Below are 22,489 nucleotides of genomic sequence, written 5' to 3' on the forward strand. Positions count from 1 at the left end.
AGGCCGGTGCCCATGACATTTCACGTCAAAGTCGACTTGGATCTGTGCCAGGGCCACGCGATGTGCGAGCTGGAGGCACCCGACTATTTCCGGGTGCCCAAACGCGGCAAGGTCGAGATCCTCAACGGCGAACCGCCGGATGACGACCGCCGCCAGGTCGAAGAGGCCGTACGGGCCTGCCCCACCAGAGCGTTGTCCATTCACGAGAAGAAGGATTGAGAGATGCCGTCGTTCCCCCGCGAAGAACTCGAAGATGTCGTCGAACGCTGGTTGCAGGCCAACCGCGAAGCCGAAAAGGCCGGCGACTGGCGCAATCTGGCCGCCTTCTACACCGATGACGCGACCTACGGCTGGAACATCGGCCCCAAGGAAGACGTCATGTGCGTCGGCATCGACGAGATCCGCGACATCGCCCTGGGCCAGGAGATGGACGGACTGCACGGCTGGACCTACCCCTACCAGAAGGTGATCATCGACGACCGGCAGGGCGAGGTGGTCGGCTTCTGGAAGCAGGTCGCCAAAATAGGTGAAGCAGCCGACGACGTGCGCGAGATCTACGGGATCGGCGGCAGCTGGTTCCGTTACGCCGGCAACGGCAAGTTCAACTGGCAGCGCGACTTCTTCGACTTCGGCCACGTCTCAGCGCTCTACATGGAACTGATCAAGGCGGGCAAGCTGTCGGCGGGCATGCAGAAGCGCATCGAACGCAGTATGGCCGGCGAGAAGATTCCCGGCTACTACCCGCTGGGCCAGTCGCCCGTTCCGCTCTGGTAGCCCACCGCGGACACCCAGGAGAACACGTGGCCATACGCGTCGCTCTGATCGGCACCGGTAATGCGGGGCGCATCGCCCTGCGGAGCCTGATCAGCAATCCCGCCTACGAGCTCACCGGGGTGTGGGTCTCAACGGCCGCCAAGGTGGGCCGAGACGCCGGTGACCTGGCCGGCCTCGAGGTGCACACCGGAATCGCCGCCACCGACGACTTCGATGCGATCATCGCCGCCAAACCCGACGCCGCGGTCTACTGCGCCATGGGTGATACCCGGCTGCCCGGTGCGCTGCGGGACGTCTGCCGGCTGCTCGCCGCCGGGGTCAACGTCATCGGGACGGCTCCCGGTGTCCTGCAGTATCCCTGGGGCGTCATCCCGGACAAGTTCATCGGCCCCGTCGAAGACGCCGCCCGGCAAGGCAATTCGAGTGTCTACGTCAACGGGGTAGATCCCGGCTTCATCAATGACCTGGTGCCCTTGGCGTTCGCCAGCACGTGCCAGCGCGTGGAGCAGATCCGCTGCCTGGAGATCGCCGACTACGCGACCTACGACGGCGCCGAGGTCATGTTCGACGTGATGGGCTTCGGGAGTTCACTCGACGACGTCCCGATGCTGCTCCAGCCCGGCATCTTGAGCATCGCGTGGGGCGCCGCGATCCGCGAACTCGCCACCGGGTTGGGCGTCACCCTGGATGCCATCACCGACTCGTGCGAGCGGGAGCCGGCGCCGGAGGCATTCGACATCGCCGCCGGGCATATCCCCAAGGGCGGCGTCGCCGCACTCAAATTCGAGATCCGCGGCATCGTCGACGGGCACCCGCTGATCGTGGTGGAGCACGTCACCCGGCTGCGCAGCGACCTGCGGCCGGACTGGGCGCAGCCTTCCCAACCGGGTGGCTGCTATCGGGTGGAGATCACCGGCGAGCCGTCGTATGCGGTCGACATCCGCCCGACCAGCCGCCACGGCGACCACAACTACGCGGCGATCGCCGCCGGGGTGGGCCGGGTCGTCAACGCCGTGCCCGCCGTAGTCGCGGCGCCGGCCGGCATCGTCACCACACTTGATCTACCGCTGGCCGCCCGTGGCGTGCAGCTAACCACCGAATCACCGAAAGGCTGAGCACAACTATGGGACGTGTGGACGGAAAAGTCGTTCTGATCAGTGGCGGCGCGCGCGGGATGGGCGCGTCCCACGCCCGGATGCTGGTCGACGAAGGCGCCAAAGTGGTCATCGGCGACGTACTCGATGACGAGGGCGCCGCGCTGGCCGGCGAACTCGGCGACGCCGCGGCCTACGTACACCTCGACGTCCGCGACCCCGAGCAGTGGGCCGCCGCCGTGGCGGCCGCGGTCAGCGGGTTCGGCAAGCTGAACGTATTGGTCAATAATGCCGGGACCGTCGCGTTGGGGTCGCTGCGCAAGTTCGATCTGGACCAGTGGCACAACGTGATCGACGTCAACCTCAACGGCACCTTTCTGGGCATGCGCGCGGTGATCGACTCGATGATCGCGGCGGGCGGCGGATCCATCATCAACGTATCCTCGATCGAGGGCCTGCGCGGGGCACCGATGGTGCACCCCTACGTGGCGTCGAAGTGGGCGGTGCGCGGGCTGTCCAAATCCGCCGCACTTGAACTGGCGCGTCACAACATTCGGGTCAATTCACTGCATCCCGGGTTCATCCGCACCCCGATGACCGAGCACCTGCCCGAAGACATGGTCACGATCCCGCTCGGCCGACCCGGCGAATCCGAGGAGGTCTCCACCTTCGTGGTGTTTCTGGCCAGCGACGAATCCTCCTACGCCACCGGCTCGGAGTTCGTCATGGACGGCGGTCTGGTCACCGACGTTCCGCACAAGACCGGTTGACACTAGGTCATACACATGGACATGATGTGTATGCCCGGCGCCGGCTCGGCGCCCCGCGACAATCAGAGGTGTTCGTCTTGACATCAACGCAATCAGGCTGTCCGTTCGGCCCGGGTTTCGACTTCACCGACCCGGATGTCCTGCTGCACGGCATGCCGATCGCCGAGTTCGCCCAACTGCGTAAGACCGCGCCGGTCTGGTGGAACGAACAACCCGCGCACAGCAACATCTTCGATGACGGCGGCTACTGGGTCGTCAGCAAACACCAACACATCAAAGAGATCTCGCGCGACAATGAGGTGTGGTCGACCAACGCCAAGGGCGCGGTGATGCGGCTGCCCGACGGCATCACCGCCGACCAGCTGGAGCTGACCAAGGCGCTGCTGATCAACCATGACCCACCCGAGCACACCCGGCTGCGCAAGCTGGTGTCACGGTTGTTCACCCCGCGATCGGTCGGCGCGCTGGAGGACAAGCTCGCGCGTTCGGCCCGCGACATCGTTGCCGCCGCCGCCGAGAAGGACAGCGGCAACTTCGTCGACGACATCGCGATGAAGCTGCCGCTGTTGGCGATCGCCGACTTGATCGGGGTTCCCGAGGCCGACCGGGAGAAGCTGTTTGCATGGACCAACTCGATCATGAACACCGACGACCCGGATTTCGACTCCGATCCGGCGATGGCCAACGCCGAGTTGATGGGCTACGCCTACACCATGGCCGAGGAGCGGCGGCGCTGTCCGGCTGACGACATCGTCACGCGCTTGGTGCAGGCCGACATCGACGGCGAATCCCTCGGCGAGACCGAGTTCGCGTTCTTCGTGATCCTGTTGGCGGTGGCGGGCAACGAGACCACCCGCAACGCCATCACCCACGGCATCAACGCGTTCGCGGAGAACCCGGACCAGTGGGAGCTCTACAAGCGCGAACGCCCGGAGACCGCCGTCGACGAGATCGTCCGGTGGGCCACCCCGGTGCACTGCTTCCAGCGCACCGCGAAGGTCGACACCGAGGTCGGCGGCGTGGCCATCGCGCGGGGACAGCGGGTCGGCCTGTTCTACAGCTCGGCCAACTACGACGAAGAGGTCTTCGACCGGCCGTTCGACTTCGACATCCGGCGCGACCCCAATCCGCATCTGGCGTTCGGCGGGCAGGGCACGCACTACTGCATCGGCGCCAACCTGGCCCGCATGGAGATCCGGTTGATGTTCGACGAGATCGCCACCCAGCTGCCCGATATTGCCAAACTGGCCGAGCCGCAACGACTCCGCTCCGGCTGGATCAACGGTGTCAAAGAACTGCAGGTCTCCTACCACGGCTGACGGCGGCGATGCGCGCGATTCGAACAGAACCTTCCCGCGAGGTGGTGGTCGGCTATAGGCTGCCACGAGTGGGCTGCCCGACGTCCCGAGCCAGGCCCGGGGCCGTTCTCTAGCCGGATATCGAAAGATGAAAGCAGGTTCTTAGGTGAAGACAAAGGGTGCGTTGCTCTGGGAGTTCAACAAGCCGTGGTCGGTCGAGGAGATCGAGATCGGCGACCCCCAGAAAGACGAGGTCAAGATCCAGCTGGAGGCGGCCGGCATGTGCCACTCCGACCACCACCTGATGACCGGCGGCATCCCGATGGCCGGCTTCCCCGTCCTGGGCGGCCACGAAGGCGCCGGCATCGTCACCGAAGTCGGTCCCGGCGTCGAGGACATCGCGCCCGGCGACCACGTCGTGCTGTCCTTCATCCCGTCCTGTGGCCGGTGTCCGACCTGTCAGGCCGGGATGCGTAACCTGTGCGACCTGGGCGCCGGGCTGCTCAACGGCGTGGCGGTCAGCGACGGCACCTTCCGGATCACCGCCCGCGGCCAGGGCGTCTACCCGATGACACTGCTGGGCACGTTCTCGCCGTGGATGGTGGTGCACAAGACGTCGGTGGTGAAGATCGACCCGTCGATCCCGTTCGAGGTGGCCTGCCTGGTGGGCTGCGGCGTCACCACCGGCTACGGCTCGGCGGTGCGCACCGCTGATATCCGACCCGGCGAGGACGTCGCGATCGTCGGCGTCGGGGGGGTCGGCATGTCGACCCTGCAAGGTGCGGTCAATGCCGGCGCCCGCAACGTCTTCGTCATCGACCCGGTGGACTGGAAGCGTGATCAGGCACTGAAGTTCGGTGCCACCCATGTGTATCCGGACATCATGGCCGCGATGGGCGGGATGATGGAGGTCACCGCCGGGCTGATGGCCAAGAAGGTGATCGTCACCGTCGGCGAGGTGCACGGCGCCGACATCGACAACTACATGATCCTGACCGCCAAGGGCGGCACCTGCGTGCTGACCGCCATGGGCAGCATGCTCGACAACCAGGTCACGCTCAACCTGTCGATGCTGACCCTGCTGCAAAAGAACCTGCAGGGCACCATCTTCGGCGGCGGCAATCCGCAGTACGACATCCCGCAGCTGTTGTCGATGTACAAGGCCGGCAAGCTCAATCTCGACGACATGGTGACCCGCCAGTACAAGCTGGAGCAGATCAACGACGGCTACCAGGACATGCTGGACGGCAAGAACATTCGCGGCATCATCCGCTACACCGACGACGATCGGTAATTCCGATTGACTCTGCGTTGAGGGCGGAGAAGCGCGAGAAGCGCCCGCCCTCAGCGCAGAGTCAACGCCGGGTTAGGCCTTCCGGAACACCAGGCTGGCCCGCAGCCTGGTTCGGTTGCCGACCATGCCCAAGAAGTTGCCCTCCACGGCGAACTGCTTGCGGGTCACGGTCGTCTCGGTGGTCAGCCGCACCGCCCCGTTACCGAGCGGGGTGATGTCGACCTTGAGCGGTAACGGTCCGGTGATGCCCTTGACGGTCAGTTCGGCGTCCAGGCGGGCGGCGTCACCACCGGCCGGCTCCCCGCTGGTGACCACGACGGTGATGTCGGGGAAGCGGTCGGTGTCGAAGAAGTTCGACCGGCGCAGGTCATGGTCGCGGGTGCCCAGGCCGGTGTTGATCGAGGCGGCCTTGATGTCGACACGCCCGGATACCGTCTTGGCGTCCTTGATCTCGCCGCTGCCCGAAAAATCGGTGAAAGCGCCACGCACCTTCAGCGCACCCCACATCGTGCCGTTCTCGAACCGGATACTGGACTCCCCGGCATCCAGGTTCCAGGTGCCGACCGCCTCGGGGCTGCCGAGAAATGTTGTGACAGCTGACATCTCATCTCCTCTACCGGTGGCGTGGCGAGCCCGGACCGGGGGCACCAGCTCGTTGTCGATAATACGCAGCAGCGGCCGCTAAATCCGCGACTCGACGCATATGCTGAAGCTCATGAGCACCGTCTTCACCAAGATCATCAACCGGGAACTGCCGGGCCGGTTCGTCTACGAGGATGACGACGTCGTCGGTTTCCTGACCATCGAGCCGATGACCCAAGGCCACACGCTGGTGGTGCCCCGCGCCGAGATCGACCAGTGGCAGGACGTCGACGGCGCCGTCTTCGCCCAGGTGATGGCCGTGGCGCAGCGCATCGGCAAGGCGGTGTGCCGGGCGTTCGACACCGAGCGTGCCGGCCTGATCATCGCCGGTCTGGAGGTGCCCCACCTGCACGTCCACGTCTTCCCGACCCGGAGCCTGGCCGACTTCGGCTTCGCCGGCGTGGACCGCAATCCCACACCGGAATCCCTGGACGAGGCGCAAGCCAAGATCAGGGCTGCGCTCGCCGAACTGTCCTGAGGCTCAGCGGATCTCGGCGGGAATCTCGGCTCTTTCGGCCGACGTGTCGGCGAGTCGCGGCACCGCGACCCGGAACGTGCAGCCCTGACCGGGCGGGGAACTCACCGTGACGGTGCCGCCATGCGCCCGGGTCAGCGAGTCGACGATCGAGAGCCCCAGCCCGGTGCCGCCGCTGGCCCGCGCCCGCGACGAGTCGGTGCGGAAGAACCGCTCGAAGGCCCGCTGCACGTCCTGTTCGCTCATCCCGGGCCCCTGGTCGACGACCTCGAGGATCGCGTCGTCGCCCTCGGTGCCGACCCGCACCGTGATGGCGGCGTCCTCCGGGGTGTGCTGCAGCGCGTTGGACACCAGATTGCTCAGCACCTGACGCAGCCGGGCTTCGTCACCGAGCACCTCCGGGGTGCCCGGGCCGTCGAAGACCTCCAGTTCGATGGTCCGATTCGGCGCGATGGCCCGCGCATCGTGCACCGCGTCGGTGGCCAGCACCAGCAGGTCGACCCAGGTGCGTTCCAGCGGCCGCTGGGCGTCCATCCGGGCCAGCAGCAGCAGATCCTCGACGAGCAGGCCCATCCGACTGGCTTCGCTTTCGATCCGCGACATCAGCAACTCGACGTCGCGGGCCGCGCCCTGGCGGTACAACTCGGCGAAGCCACGGATCGTGGTCAGCGGTGTGCGTAGCTCGTGGCTGGCATCGGTGATGAACCGCCGCATCCTCTCCTCGGAGACCCGCGCGTTGTCCGCCGAGGCCGCCGAGGACGCCACCGCCTGCTGAATCTGCGCCAGCATGCCGTTGAGCGCCAGCGAGAGCCGCCCGACCTCGGTACGCGGATCACGCTCGGGCACCCGGCGATCCAACTGGCCGGCGGCGATCGCCGCGGCGGTCCGCTCGACCTCGGCCAGCGGACGCAGGCTGCGGTTGACCACCACATAGCCGGCGGCACCGAGCACCAGCAGCACCCCCATGCCGATCGCCACCCGCGACCAGGCCAGGTAGCGCAGCGTGGCCCGCGGATCGGACAAGTCCCGGGCGACCGTGATCAGCCTGCCGTTCTCACCGTGCACCGACAGCGCCCGCCACTGCACCCCCGAGCCGTCGACCGACCCGATCGTCACCGGCACCGATCCCACGTCGTTGTCCGGCGGCAACAGCGGCTCGGCGTTCTGGTCGTTGACGACCGTCCAGATGCTGCCATCCGGGTCGACGTCGCGGACATAGAAGCTTGTCGGCGGCCGGCCGGGATTCGGGTCCTCGTCCTCCTGCAATGGCGCCCGGCCACGTTGTTCCAGCGCCCAGCCGTGCGCGGCGTCGATGAGCGTCGCGTCGATCCGGCTGATCAGCCGGTGCCGCAGGATGGTGGTGACGGCATACCCCTGCGCCAGCAAGCCGATGGCCACCATGGCCAAGGTGGCGGCGACCAGACTGACCCGGAGTGGCAGGACGCCGCGGGGGACCACTACCTTGCCCCTGACCGAAGAGCGTCGGTCACCGCGGCTCGCGCAGCACATAGCCCACCCCGCGCAGCGTGTGCAGCAGGCGCTTCTCGCCGGTATCGATCTTGCGGCGCAGATAGGACACGTAGGACTCCACCACGTTGACGTCGCCACCGAAGTCGTAGCGCCAGACGTGGTCGAGGATCTTGGGCTTGCTCAACACGGTGCCGGCGTTGATCACGAAATAGCGCAGCAAGGTGAACTCGGTCGGCGACAGCGATACCGGCTGGCCGGCCTTCCACACCTCGTGGGTGTCCTCGTCGAGTTCGATGTCGGCGAAGGTCAGCCGGGAGTTGCGCGGCTCCCCGGCACCCTTGCCGGCCCGGCGCAGGATGACCCGCAGCCGGGCCACCACCTCCTCCAGGCTGAACGGCTTGGTCACGTAGTCGTCGCCGCCGAGAGTGAGGCCGGTGATCTTGTCCTGCAGCGAGTCGCGCGCGGTCAAGAACAACGCCGGGGCGTCGATGCCGTCGGCGCGCAGCCGGCGCAGCACCCCGAACCCGTCCATCCCGGGCATCATCACGTCCAGGATCACCGCATCCGGTCGCACCTCGCGCGCACGGTCCAACGCCGCCGGCCCGCTGGAGGCGGTGTAGACCTCGAATCCCTGGAATTTGAGGCTGACCGACAGCAACTCGACGATGTTCGTCTCGTCATCGACGACCAGGACACGGGCCTCCGGCGCAGCGTCATGCGCAGCTGTTGCTCCCATAGGGTCAATTCCCTCGTGGTCGGGTGAAAATGAACTGGATATCAGCTGTGTGTTTGTTGTCAATCAAACTACCTGATATCGGTCCCGGATCGCCCCTACACTGGCCGGATGAGCCTGGCCAAACAGCTGATCGCCGTATCGACCGCTCCGGCGCGGATCGGTCTGTCGATCGCCGACGCCGGGCTCGGGGTCGCCACGGCCGCCCTCGGGCTGGCCCGCCAGACGCTCGGGGAATCCCCCACCCAGGGGCCGGCCAACTCGATGGCGCAGATGCTGGGCCTGGAGGACACCATCGCCCGGGCCAATCGGCTGGCCAAGCTGATGGACGACGACGCCCCGCTGGGGCGCGCGCTGGCGCCGGGCGGCCCGGTGGACCGGCTGCTGAGCCCGGGCGGGCTGGTCGACCAGCTGACCGGGCCGGGCGGCGTGCTCGACCGGCTCACCGCCGAGGGCGGCGGATTGCAGCGAGCGCTGCAGCCGGGCGGGCTGGTGGATCAACTGACCGATGAGGACGGGTTGATCGAGCGCCTGCTCTCCGAGGACGGCCTGGCCGACCGGCTGCTGGCCGAGGGCGGGCTGGTCGACAAGCTCACCGCGCGCAACGGCCCGCTGGAGCAACTCGCGAACGTCGCCGACACGTTGAGCCGGCTGGCACCGGGGATGGAGGCGCTGGAGCCGGCCATCGAGACGCTGCAAGAGGCCGTTATCGCGCTGACGTTGGTGGTCAACCCGCTGAGCAATATCGCCGAGCGGATCCCGCTGCTGCCCCGCCGGTCCGGCCGGCGCTCCTCGTCGCGGCCGGTGCGCTCCCAGCGGGTGATCGAGTCCGATCCCGCCGACGTCGAGTGACGGGCCAGGCATGGAGCCGCGTGAGAGACTCGAACTCTCGACATCCGCTTTACAAGAGCGACGCTCTACCAACTGAGCTAACGCGGCCGGGGCTGGCTCGATGAGCCATGGCGATTGTACGACGGGGTGGTGCCGGCGGGCCGCCCGCTCCCGCGAGGGCAAGTAGACGCCGTCAGCGGCGCAGGAAGTCCAGCACCACCGACTCGAAGGCGTCCTTGGCCTCGATCATGGCCCAGTGCCCGCAGTTGGGGAACACATGAAACTCCGCATTGGGCATGGTGCGCATCGGGATCAGCGCCATGTCCAGCGGGCTGACCCGGTCGTCGCGGCCCCAGGTGACCAGGGTCGGGCACTGCACCCGGTGCAGCATCGCCCACGGCATCGGCCCCTTGGACGCGGCCATCATCTGCATCATCGCGGTGTAGGCCTTCTTGCCGTACATCCGTCGGGCACTGGCCAGCGTCTCCGGGTCGGTGGCCAGCGCCCAGCGCTCCTCGATGAGCTCCTCGGTCACCACGGCCGGGTCGTAGACCATCGACTCCAGCCAGCGCACCAGCGATTCGCGGCTCGGGTTGTCGGTGAAGTCCTGCAGCAGCCGGACACCCTCGGTGGGACCCGGCGTCAGCAGATTGGTGCCGATGCCACCGATCGTCACCAGCTTGCGCACCTTGTCGGGGTTGGCGGTCGCGTAGTTGACGCCGACGCCGCCGCCCATCGAGTTGCCGACGATGCTCACCTGCTCCAAGCCGAGCGCGTCGACGAACGCCGGCACCGCGCCGAATGCGCTGACCATCGGGTGCCCGCCGAAGTCGTCGCTGACGCCGAACCCGGGGAACTCCAGCACCAGGCAGCGGAAGTGCTCGGCGAAGGCCGGCAGCACGCCGCGGTAGTTGCGCCACCCGGTCACGCCCGGCCCGGACCCGTGCAGCAGCAGCAGCGTCGGGCCGTCACCGGCCTCGTGGTAGCGCAGCACCCCCTGCTCGGTGGTGACCTCACGCAGGGTCTCGTCGTGGCTCAGCTCTGCCGGCATGATGTCTCCTCACAAGGTCCCGAAACTCTTAGACAGGCTAACGCCGGACGACGCCGGTCACGGTGTCGGGGTCGGGACCCTGCCCGCGCTGGCCCCGCCGTCGACGGCCAGTTCGGCCCCGGTGACGTACGCCGACGCGTCCGAGGCCAGGAACGCGACGACGTCGGCGACTTCAGATGGCAGGCCGATCCGGGCCAGCGGCGCTCCGGGATGACCGCCCGGGCCGTGCTGGACGCCCAGGTGCGCCACCATCGGGGTGTCGATCAGTCCGGGATGCACCGAATTGACCCGGATCGCGTACGGCCCGAGTTCGATCGCGGCGACCTTGGTCAAGCCGCGCAGCCCCCACTTCGATGCCCCGTAGGCGCTGTAGCCGGACAGGCCCTGCAACCCGGCCTGCGACGACACGTTGATCACCGAGCCGCCGCCCGCGGCGCGCATCGGCTCCACCACGGCTTTGATGCCGAGGAACGCGCCGATCAGGTTGACCCGCAGCATCGTCTCGAAGTCGTCGGCGGACTGTTCGACCAGCGGAATCGACCGGCAGATCGCGGCATTGTTGACCAGCACGTCCAGGCGCCCGAACGCGCTGACCGCGGTGTCGACGACGGCCGCCCAGCCGGCCTCGTCGCCGACGTCATGAGGCACGAAACGGGCCCCGATCTCGGCGGCAACAGCGGCCCCCTCGTCGGCCAGCACGTCGGTCAGCACCACCTGAGCGCCCAGCGCGGTGAACAGCCGGGCCTCCGCCGCCCCCTGGCCGCGGGCCGCCCCGGTGATGACGGCGACCTTGCCGGTCAGGTCGGTCAGCGCCATCGTGCCTAGTCCCCGTCCTGGTCGATGCCGGTCAGCATGATCTCCGAGACCCGGCGCGGGAACTCGGTGAACTTGGCCATCAGCGTGATGCTGCGCGGCAGGATGACATGTCGGCGGTTGCGGTCGATTGCGTCCGCGATCGCGGTGGCGACGACGTCGGGCTCCATCGCGGGCGCGGTCATGCGCAGCTTCTCCGCCCGCTCGATGGTGCGCCGCGCCGGCCCGAACGCCCGGATCTGGTCGATCATGTCGGTCTTGACCTCACCGAGCTGCACCAGCGTGGTGTTCACCGGCTTGCCACGCAGCTCGGATCGGATGCCGGCGGTGAAATGACTCAGCCCGGCCTTCGAGGCGCCGTACAAGGTGACGCCGGGCCCGGTCGAGATCGCCCCGAACGACGAGACGTTGACGATATGGCCGCGGCCGCGGGCCACCATGCGCGGCATCAACTGCCGACACAGCTCCATCGGGGCGGCGAGGTTGACCTGCAGTAGGTCGCGCACCTGCTGGGCGCTGGCCTCCGGGAACCGACCGACCCGGTCGATGCCGGCGTTGTTGATCAGCACATCCACCGGACCGTCGGCCTCGACCCGGTCGATCAGCGCCTCCACGGCCGCCGGGTCGCACAGGTCGGTCGGGTAGGCCTTGCCCTCAATCTCCTTGGCCAGGATCTCCAACGCCGCAGCATCGCGCGCCACCAGCGCCACGGCGGCGCCACGCGCGGCCGCCACCTCGGCGATGCTCTTGCCGAGACCGCGGCTGGCACCGGTGACCAGGACCCGAGCGTTCCTCAGTTGCATGCCGATCCTTCCGGTAGGGCCGCGCGGAGCACCGCGCAGACGTCGTCGCTGGCCCGGGCGGCCAACGGCAGATGATCCGCCAGGTTGAAGAAGCCGTGGAAGCCATGCTGGTAGCGCTGCACGCTGGCCGGGACGCCCGCGGATTGCAGGCGCCGCGCATACTCCTCCCCCTCCTCGCAGAGCGGGTCCAGCGAGCCGGTGACGACGTGAGCCGGTGGCAGACCGGCGAGTTCGCCCAGGATCGGGGAGGCCAGCGGGTTGCTGCGGTCGCCGTCACGGCCGAGGTACTGCTCGGTGAACCACTGCATGTGGGCCGCGGTGAGCGTCCCGCTCGGGCCGCGCCGGCCACGGGACGCCGACGCCTGCTTACGGCGCTGATCAACGACGGGATAGATCAGCAGCTGGAATGCGATCGGCGGGCCGCCACGATCCCGGGCCAGCATCGCCACCACGGCAGCGAGGTTGCCCCCGGCGCTGTCGCCGGCGACCACCAGCCGCGACGGATCACCGCCCAGTTCGGCCAGCTGGCCGGCCACCCACTGGGTGGCCGCCCAGGCGTCTTCGATCGCGGCGGGAAACGGCGACTCGGGCGCCAGCCGGTAATCGACCGACACCACGATCGCCCCGGCACCGTTGGCCAGCCGGCGGCAGCAGGAGTCGTGCGAATCCAGGTCGCACAGCACGAAGCCGCCGCCGTGGAAGTAGACCAGCACCGGCAGTTGATCGCGGGACGGGCCCGGGTCGAGCGGGAAGTAGATGCGCACCGGAAGCGGGCCGGCGGGCCCGGGAATGTGGCACTCGTCGACCCAACCGACCGGGACGGGTCTGGCCGGCCGCCGGGTGGCTTTCAGACTGGCCCGCACCTGGACCGCGTTGCCGACCCCGGCCGCGACGGACGCGAAGGCCGCGCTCATCCGGTCGGCGAGCTCGGACTGCATCGAGGCGATTTCGGTCACGCAGCGCAAGGTAGAGCGGCAACCGCCACGGCAAATCCCGAAGTCTCACTGGCCGAGACAACGTGTCGGCCCGCGCACAGCAACGGCCTACAAGTGAACCAGGCCACATCTGATCGGTGAGCGGAGGGCCAATGCGGCGTTTGACCGGCGAGGACAACAGCTTTCTGGCGTGGGAGAACGCCGCCCAACCGCAACACACCATCAAGGTGCTGGTGCTCGACCCGATCCGCGGCCCGCGGCCGCTGACCTTCGAGGCCGTCAAGGCGCTGGTCCCGGACCTGGTCGCCCGGGTCGAACCGCTGCAGTGGCAGTTGCTGGCGCCGCGGCTGCGGTTCGGCCGGCCTTGGTGGATCGCCCGGCCCCACGTCGACGTCGACCGCCACCTGCGGCGGATCACCCTGGCCGCGCCCGGCGGCGATCCCGAACTCGCGGCGGCAATCGAGGCGATCTTCCACGACCGGCTCGACCGTGGTCGCCCAGCTTGGCAGTTGTGCTACGTCGACGGGCTGGCCGACGGCCGGATCGCGCTGATCTGGAAGATTCACCACGCCGTCGCCGACGGCACCGCCTCACTGCGCATCCTGGAAGCGCTGTGCAGCAATGGAAATCCCCCCTCCACACCGCCGCGCGACGAGCGCCGGCCGGCGCTGTGGCGCTGGCTGCCGATGGTGGCCCGCCACCAGCTCGCCGCGTTGATCGGCCTACCGCGGCTGATCGCCCGCACCGGGGCGGTCACCCGCACCATCCTGCGCCGCCGCAAGGCCGGCAAACCGGGCTACGCCGAAGCGTTCGCCGCACCCGGTGCCCGCTTCAACGCGCCGCTGACAGCCCAGCGCCGCTTCGCCTTCCGCGGCTGCGATATGGACACCATCAAACGGGTCGCCCGGGCTTTCGGCGTGACGGTCAACGACGTGTTCCTCGCGGTCTGCAGCGGTGCGCTGCGCGCCTACCTGGACCGGCACGGGGAGCTGGCCGACGAGTCGCTGACCGCGGTGGTGCCGGTGTCGATGCGCCCGCCCGACGGCGATCCCTGGGGCAACAAGGTGGCACGGTGGAACGTGGCGCTGGCCACCGACGTGGCCGATCCGGTCGACCGGCTGGCGGCCATCGCGGCGGCGACCCGCACCGCCCGGGAGGTGCAGGCCGAACGCGACCTGTGGCTGCAGCACGACTGGATGGAGTACTGGCCGCTGTTCTGGTTCTACTCCCGCGCCCTGCCGCTGATCGGCGAACGCACCACGCACCGGCCGACATTCAGTCTGATCGCCTCGAATATGCGCGGGCCCCAACAGCTTTGCTTCGAGGGCGCACCGGTCGAACGGTTGATCTCGTCGGGTCCGCTGGTGTTCCCGATGGGGCTGAACTTCACCGGCTGGAGCTACGAGGGCAAGCTGACGATCGGGGTGCTGGCCTGCGGTGACCACGTGGCCGACGCATGGGAGATCGCCGATCAACTGCCGGTTGCCCTCGCCGAGCTGGCAGCGTCAGTCGAGGGCGTCGAGCAACTCACATGTGAGCCGGCACCCGGTGTGAACGTCGCGCCACAAGCTCGCGACCGGGTCTGAGGCGTCCAGCGCGTGGCCGCGGCTACTGCTCAGCACGCGGTCGGCGGCGGCGCGCGCCCGGGCAGCGGCCTGGCGCTGAGCCCGCGCCGCTGACCGCGGGTGCTGCGACAACGACGCCCGGATCTGCAGGGTCGCGGCGTCGATGTCGGACGCGGCCAGCGCGACCTGCCGGGTCGACACCGTCAGATCCCCGACTTCCGCGCTGCCGTAGGAGGCGGCCAACCGCTGGCGGACCTGGGCGACGTGCGCTTGCCACAGCCCGTCGGCGGCGCCGGCCACCGCGGCCGCCGCGGCGGCGCCGCCGACCACCGCGGCGCCGTCGTCCCGCGCCGCAAAGACCCGCTCGGCATCAACCGGCAGCTCAACGACCTGCACGTCGGCGATTCCGGCATCGGGCAGTCCGGTCGGTGCGGTGCGAGGCGACACCGCCACGTCGGCGCGTGCCACCAGCACCAGACGGTCGCCGTCAGCGGCCAGCAACAGCCAGTCGGCGACGTCGGCGCCGGTGACCTCAGACCAGTGCCCGCTCAACCGCCGGCCGTCCACCAGCCGGCCACCCGGGCCAAGGCCCACCGCGACCCGGGCGCCCGGATCGGCACCCCAGATGACGGCGCCGGCGTGATCAGGCAGTGCGCCCGCCCGGTGGGCGGCAGCGTTGGCCATCGCGCAACGCCAACCCGAGGACCCGTCGCGGGCGGCCAAGGCGGCCACCGCAGAGACGAACTCGTCGGCGGGCAACGCCTCGCCGCCGAATCGCCTGGGCTGCAACATCTGCCAGGCACCCATCGATATCTCCTCGCGGACTCCGGCCCAGCGCCACAATGAATGCTATCGGCGACACGAAAGGGCGGTGAGCATGCGTGTGTTGGCGGCGATTCGGCCGTTGTTGCCGGCTATTGCCGCGGCCGCCGACACCGTCGACCGCAACGCGGCGGTGGCACCGGATACCGTTGCGAGCCTGCGGGAGGCGGGCGTCTTCGCACTGTTGCAGCCAGCGGACTTCGGCGGCCGGCAGTCCGACCCCGGGAGCTATCTGGCGGTGGTGCGAGAGATCTCGTCGGCGTGCACCTCGACCGGGTGGCTGGCCGCGGCGCTGGGCGTCAACGCCTGGCACCTGGCCCTGTTCGACATTGCCGCCCAGCACGATGTCTGGGGTGGCGACCCCGGTGCGCTGATCTGCTCGGCCTATGCCCCGACCGGTCGGCTCGAACGCGCCGGTGACGGTTTCCGCCTGTCGGGGCGGTGGAGCCGCTGCGCCGGGGTGCAGCACGCCTCGTGGCTGATCGCCGGGGCGTTGGTGGTGGGGGCCGATGGCGCCGCTGAAGACTTCACCGTGGCGCTGGTGCCCCGCGAGCACTACGCCGTCGAGGCGACCTGGAATGGCCTGGGGCTGCGTGGGATCGGAGCGGACGACGTCGTGGTGTCCGGCGCTCCGGTGCCCGCCTATCGCTGTTTCGGCTGGGTCAGTGATGCGCAGCGGGCCGCCCTGCCCCCGCTGTACCGCCTGCCGCAACCCACGCTCTACACCCACGCCGGCACCGCCCCACTGCTCGGCGCGGCGCACGGGATCCTGGACCGCGCCCGGCCGGCCGATCCGCTGAGCGCCGTCGCCATGGCGGCGGCGGGACTGGAGGTCTCGGCACTGCAGATCAGCCGTAACCTGGCCGACCTCAGCGCGTGCGCCCGAACCGGCGCCGTGCCCGACGCCGAGCTGATGTTGCGGGCCCGCCGCGATCAGGTGCTGGCCTTCGAGCGGGCGATGCAGGCGGTCGGGTTGTGTGTCGAGCAAGCCGGCGCCGGCGCGCACCCCCGGCTGGAGCGCGTCTGGCGCGACATGCAGACGGCGCGATTGCACGCCGCCAACGACGTGGAGCGGGTACTGACGGCGGTGGGACAGTTCGCGTTCGGGCTGCCGGTCGATGACTTGATCCTGTAACGGCTCAGACCCACGCGTCGGCGGAGATGGTGCGCAGCACCCGGGACAGCATGCTGTCGGTCTCGGCGTCCCGCTCAGCTCCATCGGCCGGCATGAAGCCGCTGAGGTCGTGGGAGATCCGGCCCGCGGCGCGCATCACGAACGGCGCGGTGCGTTGCAGCCGGTGCATCGGGACCGCGCCGGTCAGGGACAGCCCGGCGATCTGGCCGTCGCGGCCCCCGATGGGGGCGGCCACACTCGACAATCCGACCGCCAGTTCCTCGGTGTCGTAGGCCAGCCCGTGCCGGCTGCGGATCCGGGCCAGCTCCCGGTGCAGGGTGGCGCGATCACCGATGGTGGCCCGGGTGCGCTTCGGCAGGACGTCGCCGACGAGCGCATCCACCTCCTCGGCGGGCAGCCGCGCCAGCAGCGCCTTCCCCAACGCGCTGGCATGCGCGGGGGTGCGGCCGGCCACCCGGGTCGGCACCAGCGCACCGCCGTCCCCGGCGACCTTGTCGAGGTAGACGACGTCACCGCCGAGGAGCACCCCCAGGTGCACCACCAGCCGGGTGTCGGAGTGCAGCCGCGCCAGGGTTGTCGAGGCCACTCCGCGCAGTTCGGCGTGGTCGACGATCTGCGCGACGGGCAGCGGCGAGGCGGCCATGCCGTAACCGTCGGGCCGGTGCTGCACCAGGCCGGCCGAGTCCAGTTGGGTCAGGATCCGGTGCACCGAGGAGCGCGGCAGCCCGGTGCGGGCCACCACCTGGTCGAGCCGCAGTCGCTTGCCGGGTTCGTCGAACTGGTTGATGATCAGCGCCACCCGCGCCACCATCGACGTCGCCTCCATACCGGGTGATTATTCCCGCGCCGTCACTGCCCCAGTACGTATTTCACGGTCGGCCCGGTGGTCCAGCCGCCGTCGACGGCGATCTCCGCGCCGGTGACGTAGGCGGCGTCGTCGGACAACAGGAAACTGACGGCCCCGGCGATCTCCTCGGGCACGCCGACCCGGCCCATCGGGGTATTCGGGAAGCCGCCGTCTCCGGGCTCGATACCGATCTCGGCGGTCATCGGGGTGTAAGTCATGCCCGGATGCACGGAGTTGACCCGGACCTTCTCCCCGGCCAGTTCGACGGCCGCGATCTTGGTCAGCCCCCGCACGCCCCACTTGGACGCTCCGTAGCCGGCGGTCAACGCCAGGCCCATCAATCCGGCGGCCGACGAGATGTTGACGATCGAGCCGCCGCCGGCCTCCCGCATGGGCGCGATCACGGCCTGAATTCCGTTGAACACCCCGACCAGGTTGATCTCCAGCACGCTGCGGAAGTGCTCGACGGGTTCGTGCTCGATGAACTGCCCGGTCGCCACCCCGGCGTTGTTGACCAGCCCGGTCAGCCCGCCGAATTCGGTGAGCGCGACCTGCACCGCGGCCGCCCAACCGGCCGGCTCGGTGACGTCGAGGTGCACGTAGCGCGCGGAGTCGCCGATCTCGGCGGCCAGGCGGGCGCCCTCATCGTCGAGGATGTCGCCGATCACCACCCGCCCGCCGCCGGCGACGAGATGACGGGCGAACGCGGCGCCCAGGCCGCGGGCACCGCCGGTGATCAGGATGACTTTGCCGGCCAAGCGGGCGGTTTCGGTGAGCATGGCCACAGCATCGACTCGGGCGACCCGCACGTCACCGGGAGTCTCACACAGCGGGACAATCGCTGGGTGGGCGCGACCGGCTGCTCGTAGCGTCGCGCGTCATGGAGACCGATGTGGATGTGGTGGTGATCGGGGCGGGTTTCGCCGGCCTCTACGCGCTGCACCGCCTGCGCGGCGACGGGCTGACCGTGCGGGTGTTCGAGGCGGCCGACGGGGTCGGCGGCGTCTGGTACTGGAACCGCTATCCGGGCGCGCGCTGCGACGTCGAAAGCGTCGACTACTCCTACTCCTTCGACGCCCAGCTGCAGCAGGACTGGGACTGGAGCGAGAAGTACGCCACCCAGCCGGAGATCCTGCGCTACCTCAACCATGTCGCCGATCGCTTCGACCTGCGCCGCGACATCTCGTTCGGGACGCGGGTGACGGGCCTGGTCCTCGACGAGGCCACCTTGAGCTGGCAAGTCCGCACCGACGCCGGCGAGGTGGTGACCGCACGGTTCTGCGTGCTCGCGGTCGGTCCGCTGTCCAATGCCAATGTCCCGGCGATCGAGGGGTTGGCGTCCTTCGCCGGCGAGACGTATCACACGGCGCACTGGCCGCACCGCGGTGTGGACTTCACCGGCAAGCGGGTCGGCGTGATCGGCACCGGCTCCTCGGGCATTCAGGTGATCCCGCCGATCGCCAACGAGGCGGCACACCTGACGGTATTCCAGCGCACCGCCAACTACAGCATCCCGGCCGGCAACGCGCCACTGGACGAGGCGACCCGGCGCAAACACAAGGCGGGATATGCCGAACGCCGCCGTCGCTCGATGGCCAGTGGTGGCGGCTCGCCGCACGAGCCGCACCCCTGCTCGGCGCTGGAGGTGTCCGACGACGAGCGGGAGGCCGCCTACGAACGACGGTGGCAACTGGGCGGGGTGCTGTTCTCCAAGACCTTCCCGGATCAACTGGTCACCCTCGCGGCCAACGACACCGCCCGGAGGTTCTGGGAGAAGAAGATCCGCGCGATAGTCGACGATCCGGCTACCGCGCAGCTGCTGATCCCGCGTGACCATCCGATCGGAGCGAAGCGGATCTGCACCGACGACAACTACTTCGCGACGTTCAACCGCGACCACGTACAGCTGGTGGACCTGCGCGCCACCCCGATCGAGCGGATCGATGCGCGCGGCATCTGCACCACCGCGGCGCACCATGACCTGGACGTCCTGGTCCTGGCGACCGGATTCGACGCCATGACCGGGTCGGTCGCCAAGATCGACATCGTCGGCCGCGGCGGCGCGACGCTCAACGAGACCTGGGCCGGCGGGCCGGTCACCTACCTGGGGTTGAGCATCCCGGGATTCCCGAACCTGTTCAACATGACCGGGCCGGGCAGTCCCTCGGTGCTCGCCAACATGGTGCTGCACTCCGAGCTGCACGTCGACTGGGTCGCCGACGCGATCGGATACCTCGACGCGCACGGCGCGGCCGCCTTGGAGGCGCGCAGTGACGCGGCCGCCGAGTGGGGCGCCGAATGCACCCGGCGCGCAGCGGAGACCCTGATGCCGCAGGCCAATTCGTGGTATTTGGGGGCCAATATCGCCGGGCGTCCGCGCGTGTTCATGCCGTTCGTCGGCGGCTTCGGCACCTACGGCCGCATCATCGCCGAGGTGGCGGCCGCCGGCTACAAGGGCTTCGACGTCCTGGAGAACGACCTCATCCGCATCAGATAGCGCCCCACCTGCCGCACCGGCACGGCGGTCGGCCAGTCGTCGGCGCGGAAGTAGGCGTCCGAACCGCCGTCGACGAAGATCACGCTGCCGCAGAGGAAGTCGGCGGCGTCGGAGAGCATGAACAGCATCCAGTCGGCCAGTTGGCCGGGGTCGCCGAAACCCCCTACCGGCACCGGGAAGCTGCGCACGGCCTTGTCCTGGCCCGGGGTGGCAAGCTGTTTCTCCAGCAGCGGCGTCATGATCGCGCCCGGCGCCAGGGCGTTGAGCCGGATACCCTCGCCCGCCCAGGACGGCTCGACCGCCCGCCGGCGCACCCAGCGCGACACCGCGATCTTGGAAGCCGCGTACGCCAACGACGGCGCACCCGGCCCGAACGGGCGCAGCCAGCGCAGCGCCTTGGCCGCATCCCCGGCGAGCAGGGCCCGCACCGCCAACCGCGGCACCGCCGGCACCGTGGTGGTCGAATTACTGGCGATCACCACGACTTTGGCGCGCTCAGCGGCCGCCAGCGCCGGGCGCCACGCCTGCAGCAGGTCGACCACCCCGAAGAAATTGACCTGCAGGATCAGCGGCGTCGCCCGCGGGGTGGGTCCGACGCCGGCCGCCAGCACGGCACCGTCCAACCGGCCCCCGGCCAAGGTCAGCACCCGCTCGGCCGCCGCCGCCCGACCGTGCGGTCCGGACAGATCAGCGACGACATCGGCGACGCGCAGGTCCACCCCGATCACGGTGTGGCCGGCCGCCTGCAGCTTCTCCGCCGCCTGTCGGCCCATACCGGAGGCCGCCCCGGTGACCGCATAGACGCCCACGGCTACTCCGCGACGACGCCGCGCAAGCCGTCCGCGCCGAACGCCGGCTCCAGCATTGCGGTGAAGTCCGGACCGCGGCGCAGCATCTGCCCGCCGTCGACGTTGATGACCTGGCCGGTGATGTAGCCCGCCGCGTCACTGAGCAAGAACAGCGCCAGGTTGGCGACGTCCTCGACCTCCCCGGGCCGGGGCAGCGGGGTACAGACGCGGTAGTCCTCGGAGAGTTCCGGCGAGTCCAGGATCGGGGCGACCAGCTCGGTGCGGGTCAGGCCCGGGCGGATGCTGTTGACCCGCACCCAGGACGCCCCCAGCTCGTCGGCGGCCAGTTGCATCAGGTGATCCAGCGCCGATTTGGTCGGGCCGTAGGCGCCGAACCAACGGTGGGTGTTGCTGGCCGCGATCGAGGAGATCCCGACGAACGAGCCGCCGCCACCGCGCACCAGGGCCCGGCCGGCGTGCTTGAGCACATACATCGAACCGTTGATGTTGAGGTCGACGGTGCGCCGCCACGCCGCCGAGTCGATCTGGGTGATCGGTCCGATGGTCTGCGAACCACCGGCGCAGTGCACCACGCCGTGCAGTCGGCCGTGCCGACCCTCGGCGGCCTCGACGGCGGCGATCACGCTTTCCTCATCGGTGACGTCGGCCGGGAAGTGCCGTGCCCCGATCTCGGCGGCCACCGCGGCCAGCCGGTCTGCCCCGCGGCCGAGGATCAGAACGTCGGCGCCGGCGGCGGCCAGGCTGGCTGCGACCGCCTTGCCGATGCCGCTGCCGCCTCCGGTGACCAGGTAGCTACGGTCTTCGAACGAGAGCTGCACACCGACCCCTCAGATCAAAACTGGAACGTGTTCTACCTATCCAAGCACGTGGTCGACGCCGCCCGCTACGGCTGATCGCGGCGAGCCAGGTCGGTGGCCTTGGCGGTGCGCCAGTCCGGCACCTCCGGCGGCAGCGCCACCGGGAACTTGTTGTCGTTGTGCGCCGACCAATGCGCGTGGCCCAGCTGATGAATATGGAACCCGTGTTTCAGCGCCTCGGTGAAACCCATCGCGTCGGCGGCGGCGTTCACCGAGTCCTTGATCAACAAAGCGGCCATCGTCGGCAGCTGCGCGATGCGGCGGGCGAATTCCAGAGTCTTGTCGGCCAGCTCGTCGACGCCGAACACCTTGGACACCATGCCCAGCCGGTAGGCCTCGTCGGCGTCCAGGGAATCCCCGGTCAGCAGCAGCTCCTTGGCCTTGCGCGGGCCGAATTCCCAAGGATGGGCGTAGTATTCGACGCCGGGCATGCCGAGGCGCACCCCGACCACGTCGGAGAACCGGGCGTTGTCGGCGGCAACGATCAGGTCGCACGCCCAGATCAGCATCAATCCCGCGGAGATGGCGTTGCCCTGCACCTGCGCGATGGTGATCTTGCGCAGGTCCCGCCAGCGGCAGGTGTTCGAGAAGTAGTAGTGCCACTCCTGCAGGTAGGTCTTCTCGACGACCGGTTCCCGGGTGCCGCCGTGGCTGCGGAAGCTCGGGTGCTGATCCGGGCCGGGCCGCCGCTCGGCCAGGGCGCCCTCTGAGCCGAGGTCGTGGCCGGCGGAGAAGTTCGCACCGCGCGCCGCCAGGATCACCACCCGCACGGTGTCGTCGGCTTCGGCACGGGCGAACGCGTCGTCGAGCTGCACCAGCAGGGTGCGACTCTGCGCGTTGTGGGTCTCCGGGCGGTTCAGCCAGATCCGGGCGATGCGCCCGTCGTCGAGGGTTTCATAGTCGACGAGATCGCTCATGCAGCCTCCGCCCTGGTTGTCGTCCGCCTCACAGGTTACGGCGCACTTCGCTAGAGT

Annotated in this window: 24 protein-coding genes and 1 tRNA gene; 11 read left to right on the plus strand and 14 right to left on the minus strand. The window is 69.2% G+C overall.

Translation table 11 applies throughout. The features are described 5' to 3' along the window. Positions 1-12 precede the first annotated feature (12 nt). From A5694_RS20180 to A5694_RS20205, 6 genes are all read left to right on the plus strand, one after another. Positions 13-219, plus strand: coding sequence for a ferredoxin (locus tag A5694_RS20180; protein WP_064924086.1), 207 nt, complete (start codon positions 13-15; stop codon positions 217-219). Positions 220-222: 3 nt separating this feature from the next. Beyond that, a complete protein-coding gene (locus A5694_RS20185) occupies positions 223-774 on the plus strand; it encodes a hypothetical protein (protein ID WP_064924087.1) in 552 nt (183 codons plus the stop codon). A 26-nt stretch (positions 775-800) separates the two neighbouring features. Further along, positions 801-1,889, plus strand: coding sequence for an NAD(P)H-dependent amine dehydrogenase family protein (locus A5694_RS20190; protein WP_064924088.1), 1,089 nt, complete (start codon positions 801-803; stop codon positions 1,887-1,889). A gap of 8 nt (positions 1,890-1,897) precedes the next feature. Next, complete coding sequence (locus A5694_RS20195) at positions 1,898-2,638, plus strand: glucose 1-dehydrogenase (protein WP_064924089.1); 741 nt, start codon at positions 1,898-1,900, stop codon at positions 2,636-2,638. Positions 2,639-2,706: 68 nt separating this feature from the next. Further along, positions 2,707-3,957, plus strand: a complete 1,251-nt coding sequence (locus A5694_RS20200; RefSeq protein ID WP_419179716.1) for a cytochrome P450 — start codon at positions 2,707-2,709, stop codon at positions 3,955-3,957. Between the two features lie 145 nt (positions 3,958-4,102). Continuing rightward, positions 4,103-5,230, plus strand: coding sequence for an NDMA-dependent alcohol dehydrogenase (locus tag A5694_RS20205; RefSeq protein WP_064924090.1), 1,128 nt, complete (start codon positions 4,103-4,105; stop codon positions 5,228-5,230). A 72-nt stretch (positions 5,231-5,302) separates the two neighbouring features. Here the strand turns inward: A5694_RS20205 and A5694_RS20210 are convergent, their stop codons facing one another. Next, positions 5,303-5,833, minus strand: a complete 531-nt coding sequence (locus A5694_RS20210; RefSeq protein WP_064924091.1) for a YceI family protein — start codon at positions 5,831-5,833, stop codon at positions 5,303-5,305. A 112-nt stretch (positions 5,834-5,945) separates the two neighbouring features. On the opposite strand from A5694_RS20210, the gene A5694_RS20215 reads away from it, so the two are divergent. Next, positions 5,946-6,350 (plus strand): HIT family protein, encoded by a 405-nt coding sequence (locus tag A5694_RS20215; protein ID WP_064924124.1) that lies wholly within the window; start codon positions 5,946-5,948, stop codon positions 6,348-6,350. A gap of 3 nt (positions 6,351-6,353) precedes the next feature. Here A5694_RS20215 and A5694_RS20220 read toward each other — a convergent pair whose 3' ends face one another. Together A5694_RS20220 and A5694_RS20225 are read right to left on the minus strand one after the other, a co-directional pair. Continuing rightward, positions 6,354-7,856, minus strand: coding sequence for a sensor histidine kinase (locus A5694_RS20220; RefSeq protein ID WP_064924092.1), 1,503 nt, complete (start codon positions 7,854-7,856; stop codon positions 6,354-6,356). Next, the gene (locus A5694_RS20225) at positions 7,834-8,553 is read right to left on the minus strand and encodes a response regulator transcription factor (protein ID WP_064924093.1); all 720 of its coding nucleotides are present in this window, start codon (positions 8,551-8,553) and stop codon (positions 7,834-7,836) included. The genes A5694_RS20220 and A5694_RS20225 overlap by 23 nt, the downstream gene beginning before the upstream one ends. A gap of 108 nt (positions 8,554-8,661) precedes the next feature. Between A5694_RS20225 and A5694_RS20230 the strand changes: the two genes are divergently transcribed. After that, the gene (locus A5694_RS20230; RefSeq protein WP_064924094.1) at positions 8,662-9,402 is read left to right on the plus strand and encodes a hypothetical protein; all 741 of its coding nucleotides are present in this window, start codon (positions 8,662-8,664) and stop codon (positions 9,400-9,402) included. Between the two features lie 11 nt (positions 9,403-9,413). Here A5694_RS20230 and A5694_RS20235 read toward each other — a convergent pair. The 5 genes from A5694_RS20235 to A5694_RS20255 all read right to left on the minus strand — a co-directional run bounded on the left by A5694_RS20235 (position 9,414) and on the right by A5694_RS20255 (position 13,004). Beyond that, positions 9,414-9,489, minus strand: a tRNA-Thr gene (locus A5694_RS20235). Positions 9,490-9,574: 85 nt separating this feature from the next. Then, on the minus strand, positions 9,575-10,432 hold the full coding sequence (locus A5694_RS20240) for an alpha/beta fold hydrolase (protein ID WP_064924095.1): 858 nt from the start codon (positions 10,430-10,432) through the stop codon (positions 9,575-9,577). 57 nt (positions 10,433-10,489) lie between these two features. Then, positions 10,490-11,248, minus strand: a complete 759-nt coding sequence (locus tag A5694_RS20245; RefSeq protein ID WP_064924096.1) for a glucose 1-dehydrogenase — start codon at positions 11,246-11,248, stop codon at positions 10,490-10,492. Positions 11,249-11,253: 5 nt separating this feature from the next. Then, positions 11,254-12,048, minus strand: coding sequence for an SDR family NAD(P)-dependent oxidoreductase (locus tag A5694_RS20250; protein WP_064924097.1), 795 nt, complete (start codon positions 12,046-12,048; stop codon positions 11,254-11,256). After that, positions 12,039-13,004, minus strand: coding sequence for an alpha/beta hydrolase (locus tag A5694_RS20255; RefSeq protein ID WP_234787946.1), 966 nt, complete (start codon positions 13,002-13,004; stop codon positions 12,039-12,041). The genes A5694_RS20250 and A5694_RS20255 overlap by 10 nt, the downstream gene beginning before the upstream one ends. 131 nt (positions 13,005-13,135) lie before the next feature. On the opposite strand from A5694_RS20255, the gene A5694_RS20260 reads away from it, so the two are divergent. Next, positions 13,136-14,569 carry a wax ester/triacylglycerol synthase family O-acyltransferase gene (locus A5694_RS20260; RefSeq protein ID WP_064924098.1) on the plus strand — a complete coding sequence of 478 codons (1,434 nt, stop codon included), beginning with the start codon at positions 13,136-13,138 and terminating at the stop codon, positions 14,567-14,569. On the opposite strand, the gene A5694_RS20265 is transcribed toward A5694_RS20260, so the two are convergent. After that, the gene (locus A5694_RS20265; RefSeq protein ID WP_064924099.1) at positions 14,489-15,355 is read right to left on the minus strand and encodes a hypothetical protein; all 867 of its coding nucleotides are present in this window, start codon (positions 15,353-15,355) and stop codon (positions 14,489-14,491) included. The genes A5694_RS20260 and A5694_RS20265 overlap by 81 nt on opposite strands. Before the next feature lie 70 nt (positions 15,356-15,425). Between A5694_RS20265 and A5694_RS20270 the strand changes: the two genes are divergently transcribed. Next, the gene (locus A5694_RS20270; RefSeq protein ID WP_064924100.1) at positions 15,426-16,505 is read left to right on the plus strand and encodes an acyl-CoA dehydrogenase family protein; all 1,080 of its coding nucleotides are present in this window, start codon (positions 15,426-15,428) and stop codon (positions 16,503-16,505) included. Between the two features lie 4 nt (positions 16,506-16,509). On the opposite strand, the gene A5694_RS20275 is transcribed toward A5694_RS20270, so the two are convergent. Next, complete coding sequence (locus A5694_RS20275; protein ID WP_234786499.1) at positions 16,510-17,331, minus strand: IclR family transcriptional regulator; 822 nt, start codon at positions 17,329-17,331, stop codon at positions 16,510-16,512. Positions 17,332-17,354: 23 nt separating this feature from the next. Then, the gene (locus A5694_RS20280; RefSeq protein ID WP_064924127.1) at positions 17,355-18,131 is read right to left on the minus strand and encodes a glucose 1-dehydrogenase; all 777 of its coding nucleotides are present in this window, start codon (positions 18,129-18,131) and stop codon (positions 17,355-17,357) included. Positions 18,132-18,232: 101 nt separating this feature from the next. Between A5694_RS20280 and A5694_RS20285 the strand changes: the two genes are divergently transcribed. Then, positions 18,233-19,849, plus strand: coding sequence for a flavin-containing monooxygenase (locus tag A5694_RS20285; RefSeq protein ID WP_064924101.1), 1,617 nt, complete (start codon positions 18,233-18,235; stop codon positions 19,847-19,849). Here A5694_RS20285 and A5694_RS20290 read toward each other — a convergent pair. The 3 genes from A5694_RS20290 to A5694_RS20300 form a co-directional block, all read right to left on the minus strand. Next, entirely contained in the window at positions 19,801-20,658 is an 858-nt protein-coding gene (locus A5694_RS20290; RefSeq protein ID WP_064924102.1) for an SDR family oxidoreductase, read from the minus strand. The two genes, A5694_RS20285 and A5694_RS20290, sit on opposite strands and share 49 nt — an antisense overlap. Before the next feature lie 2 nt (positions 20,659-20,660). Beyond that, complete coding sequence (locus A5694_RS20295) at positions 20,661-21,476, minus strand: SDR family oxidoreductase (protein WP_064924103.1); 816 nt, start codon at positions 21,474-21,476, stop codon at positions 20,661-20,663. 65 nt (positions 21,477-21,541) lie between these two features. Beyond that, the gene (locus A5694_RS20300; protein ID WP_064924104.1) at positions 21,542-22,432 is read right to left on the minus strand and encodes an enoyl-CoA hydratase; all 891 of its coding nucleotides are present in this window, start codon (positions 22,430-22,432) and stop codon (positions 21,542-21,544) included. Positions 22,433-22,489: the final 57 nt, after the last annotated feature.

The sequence above is a fragment of the Mycolicibacter sinensis genome, from assembly GCF_001667945.1.
GTDB classification, from domain to species: domain Bacteria; phylum Actinomycetota; class Actinomycetes; order Mycobacteriales; family Mycobacteriaceae; genus Mycobacterium; species Mycobacterium sinense_B.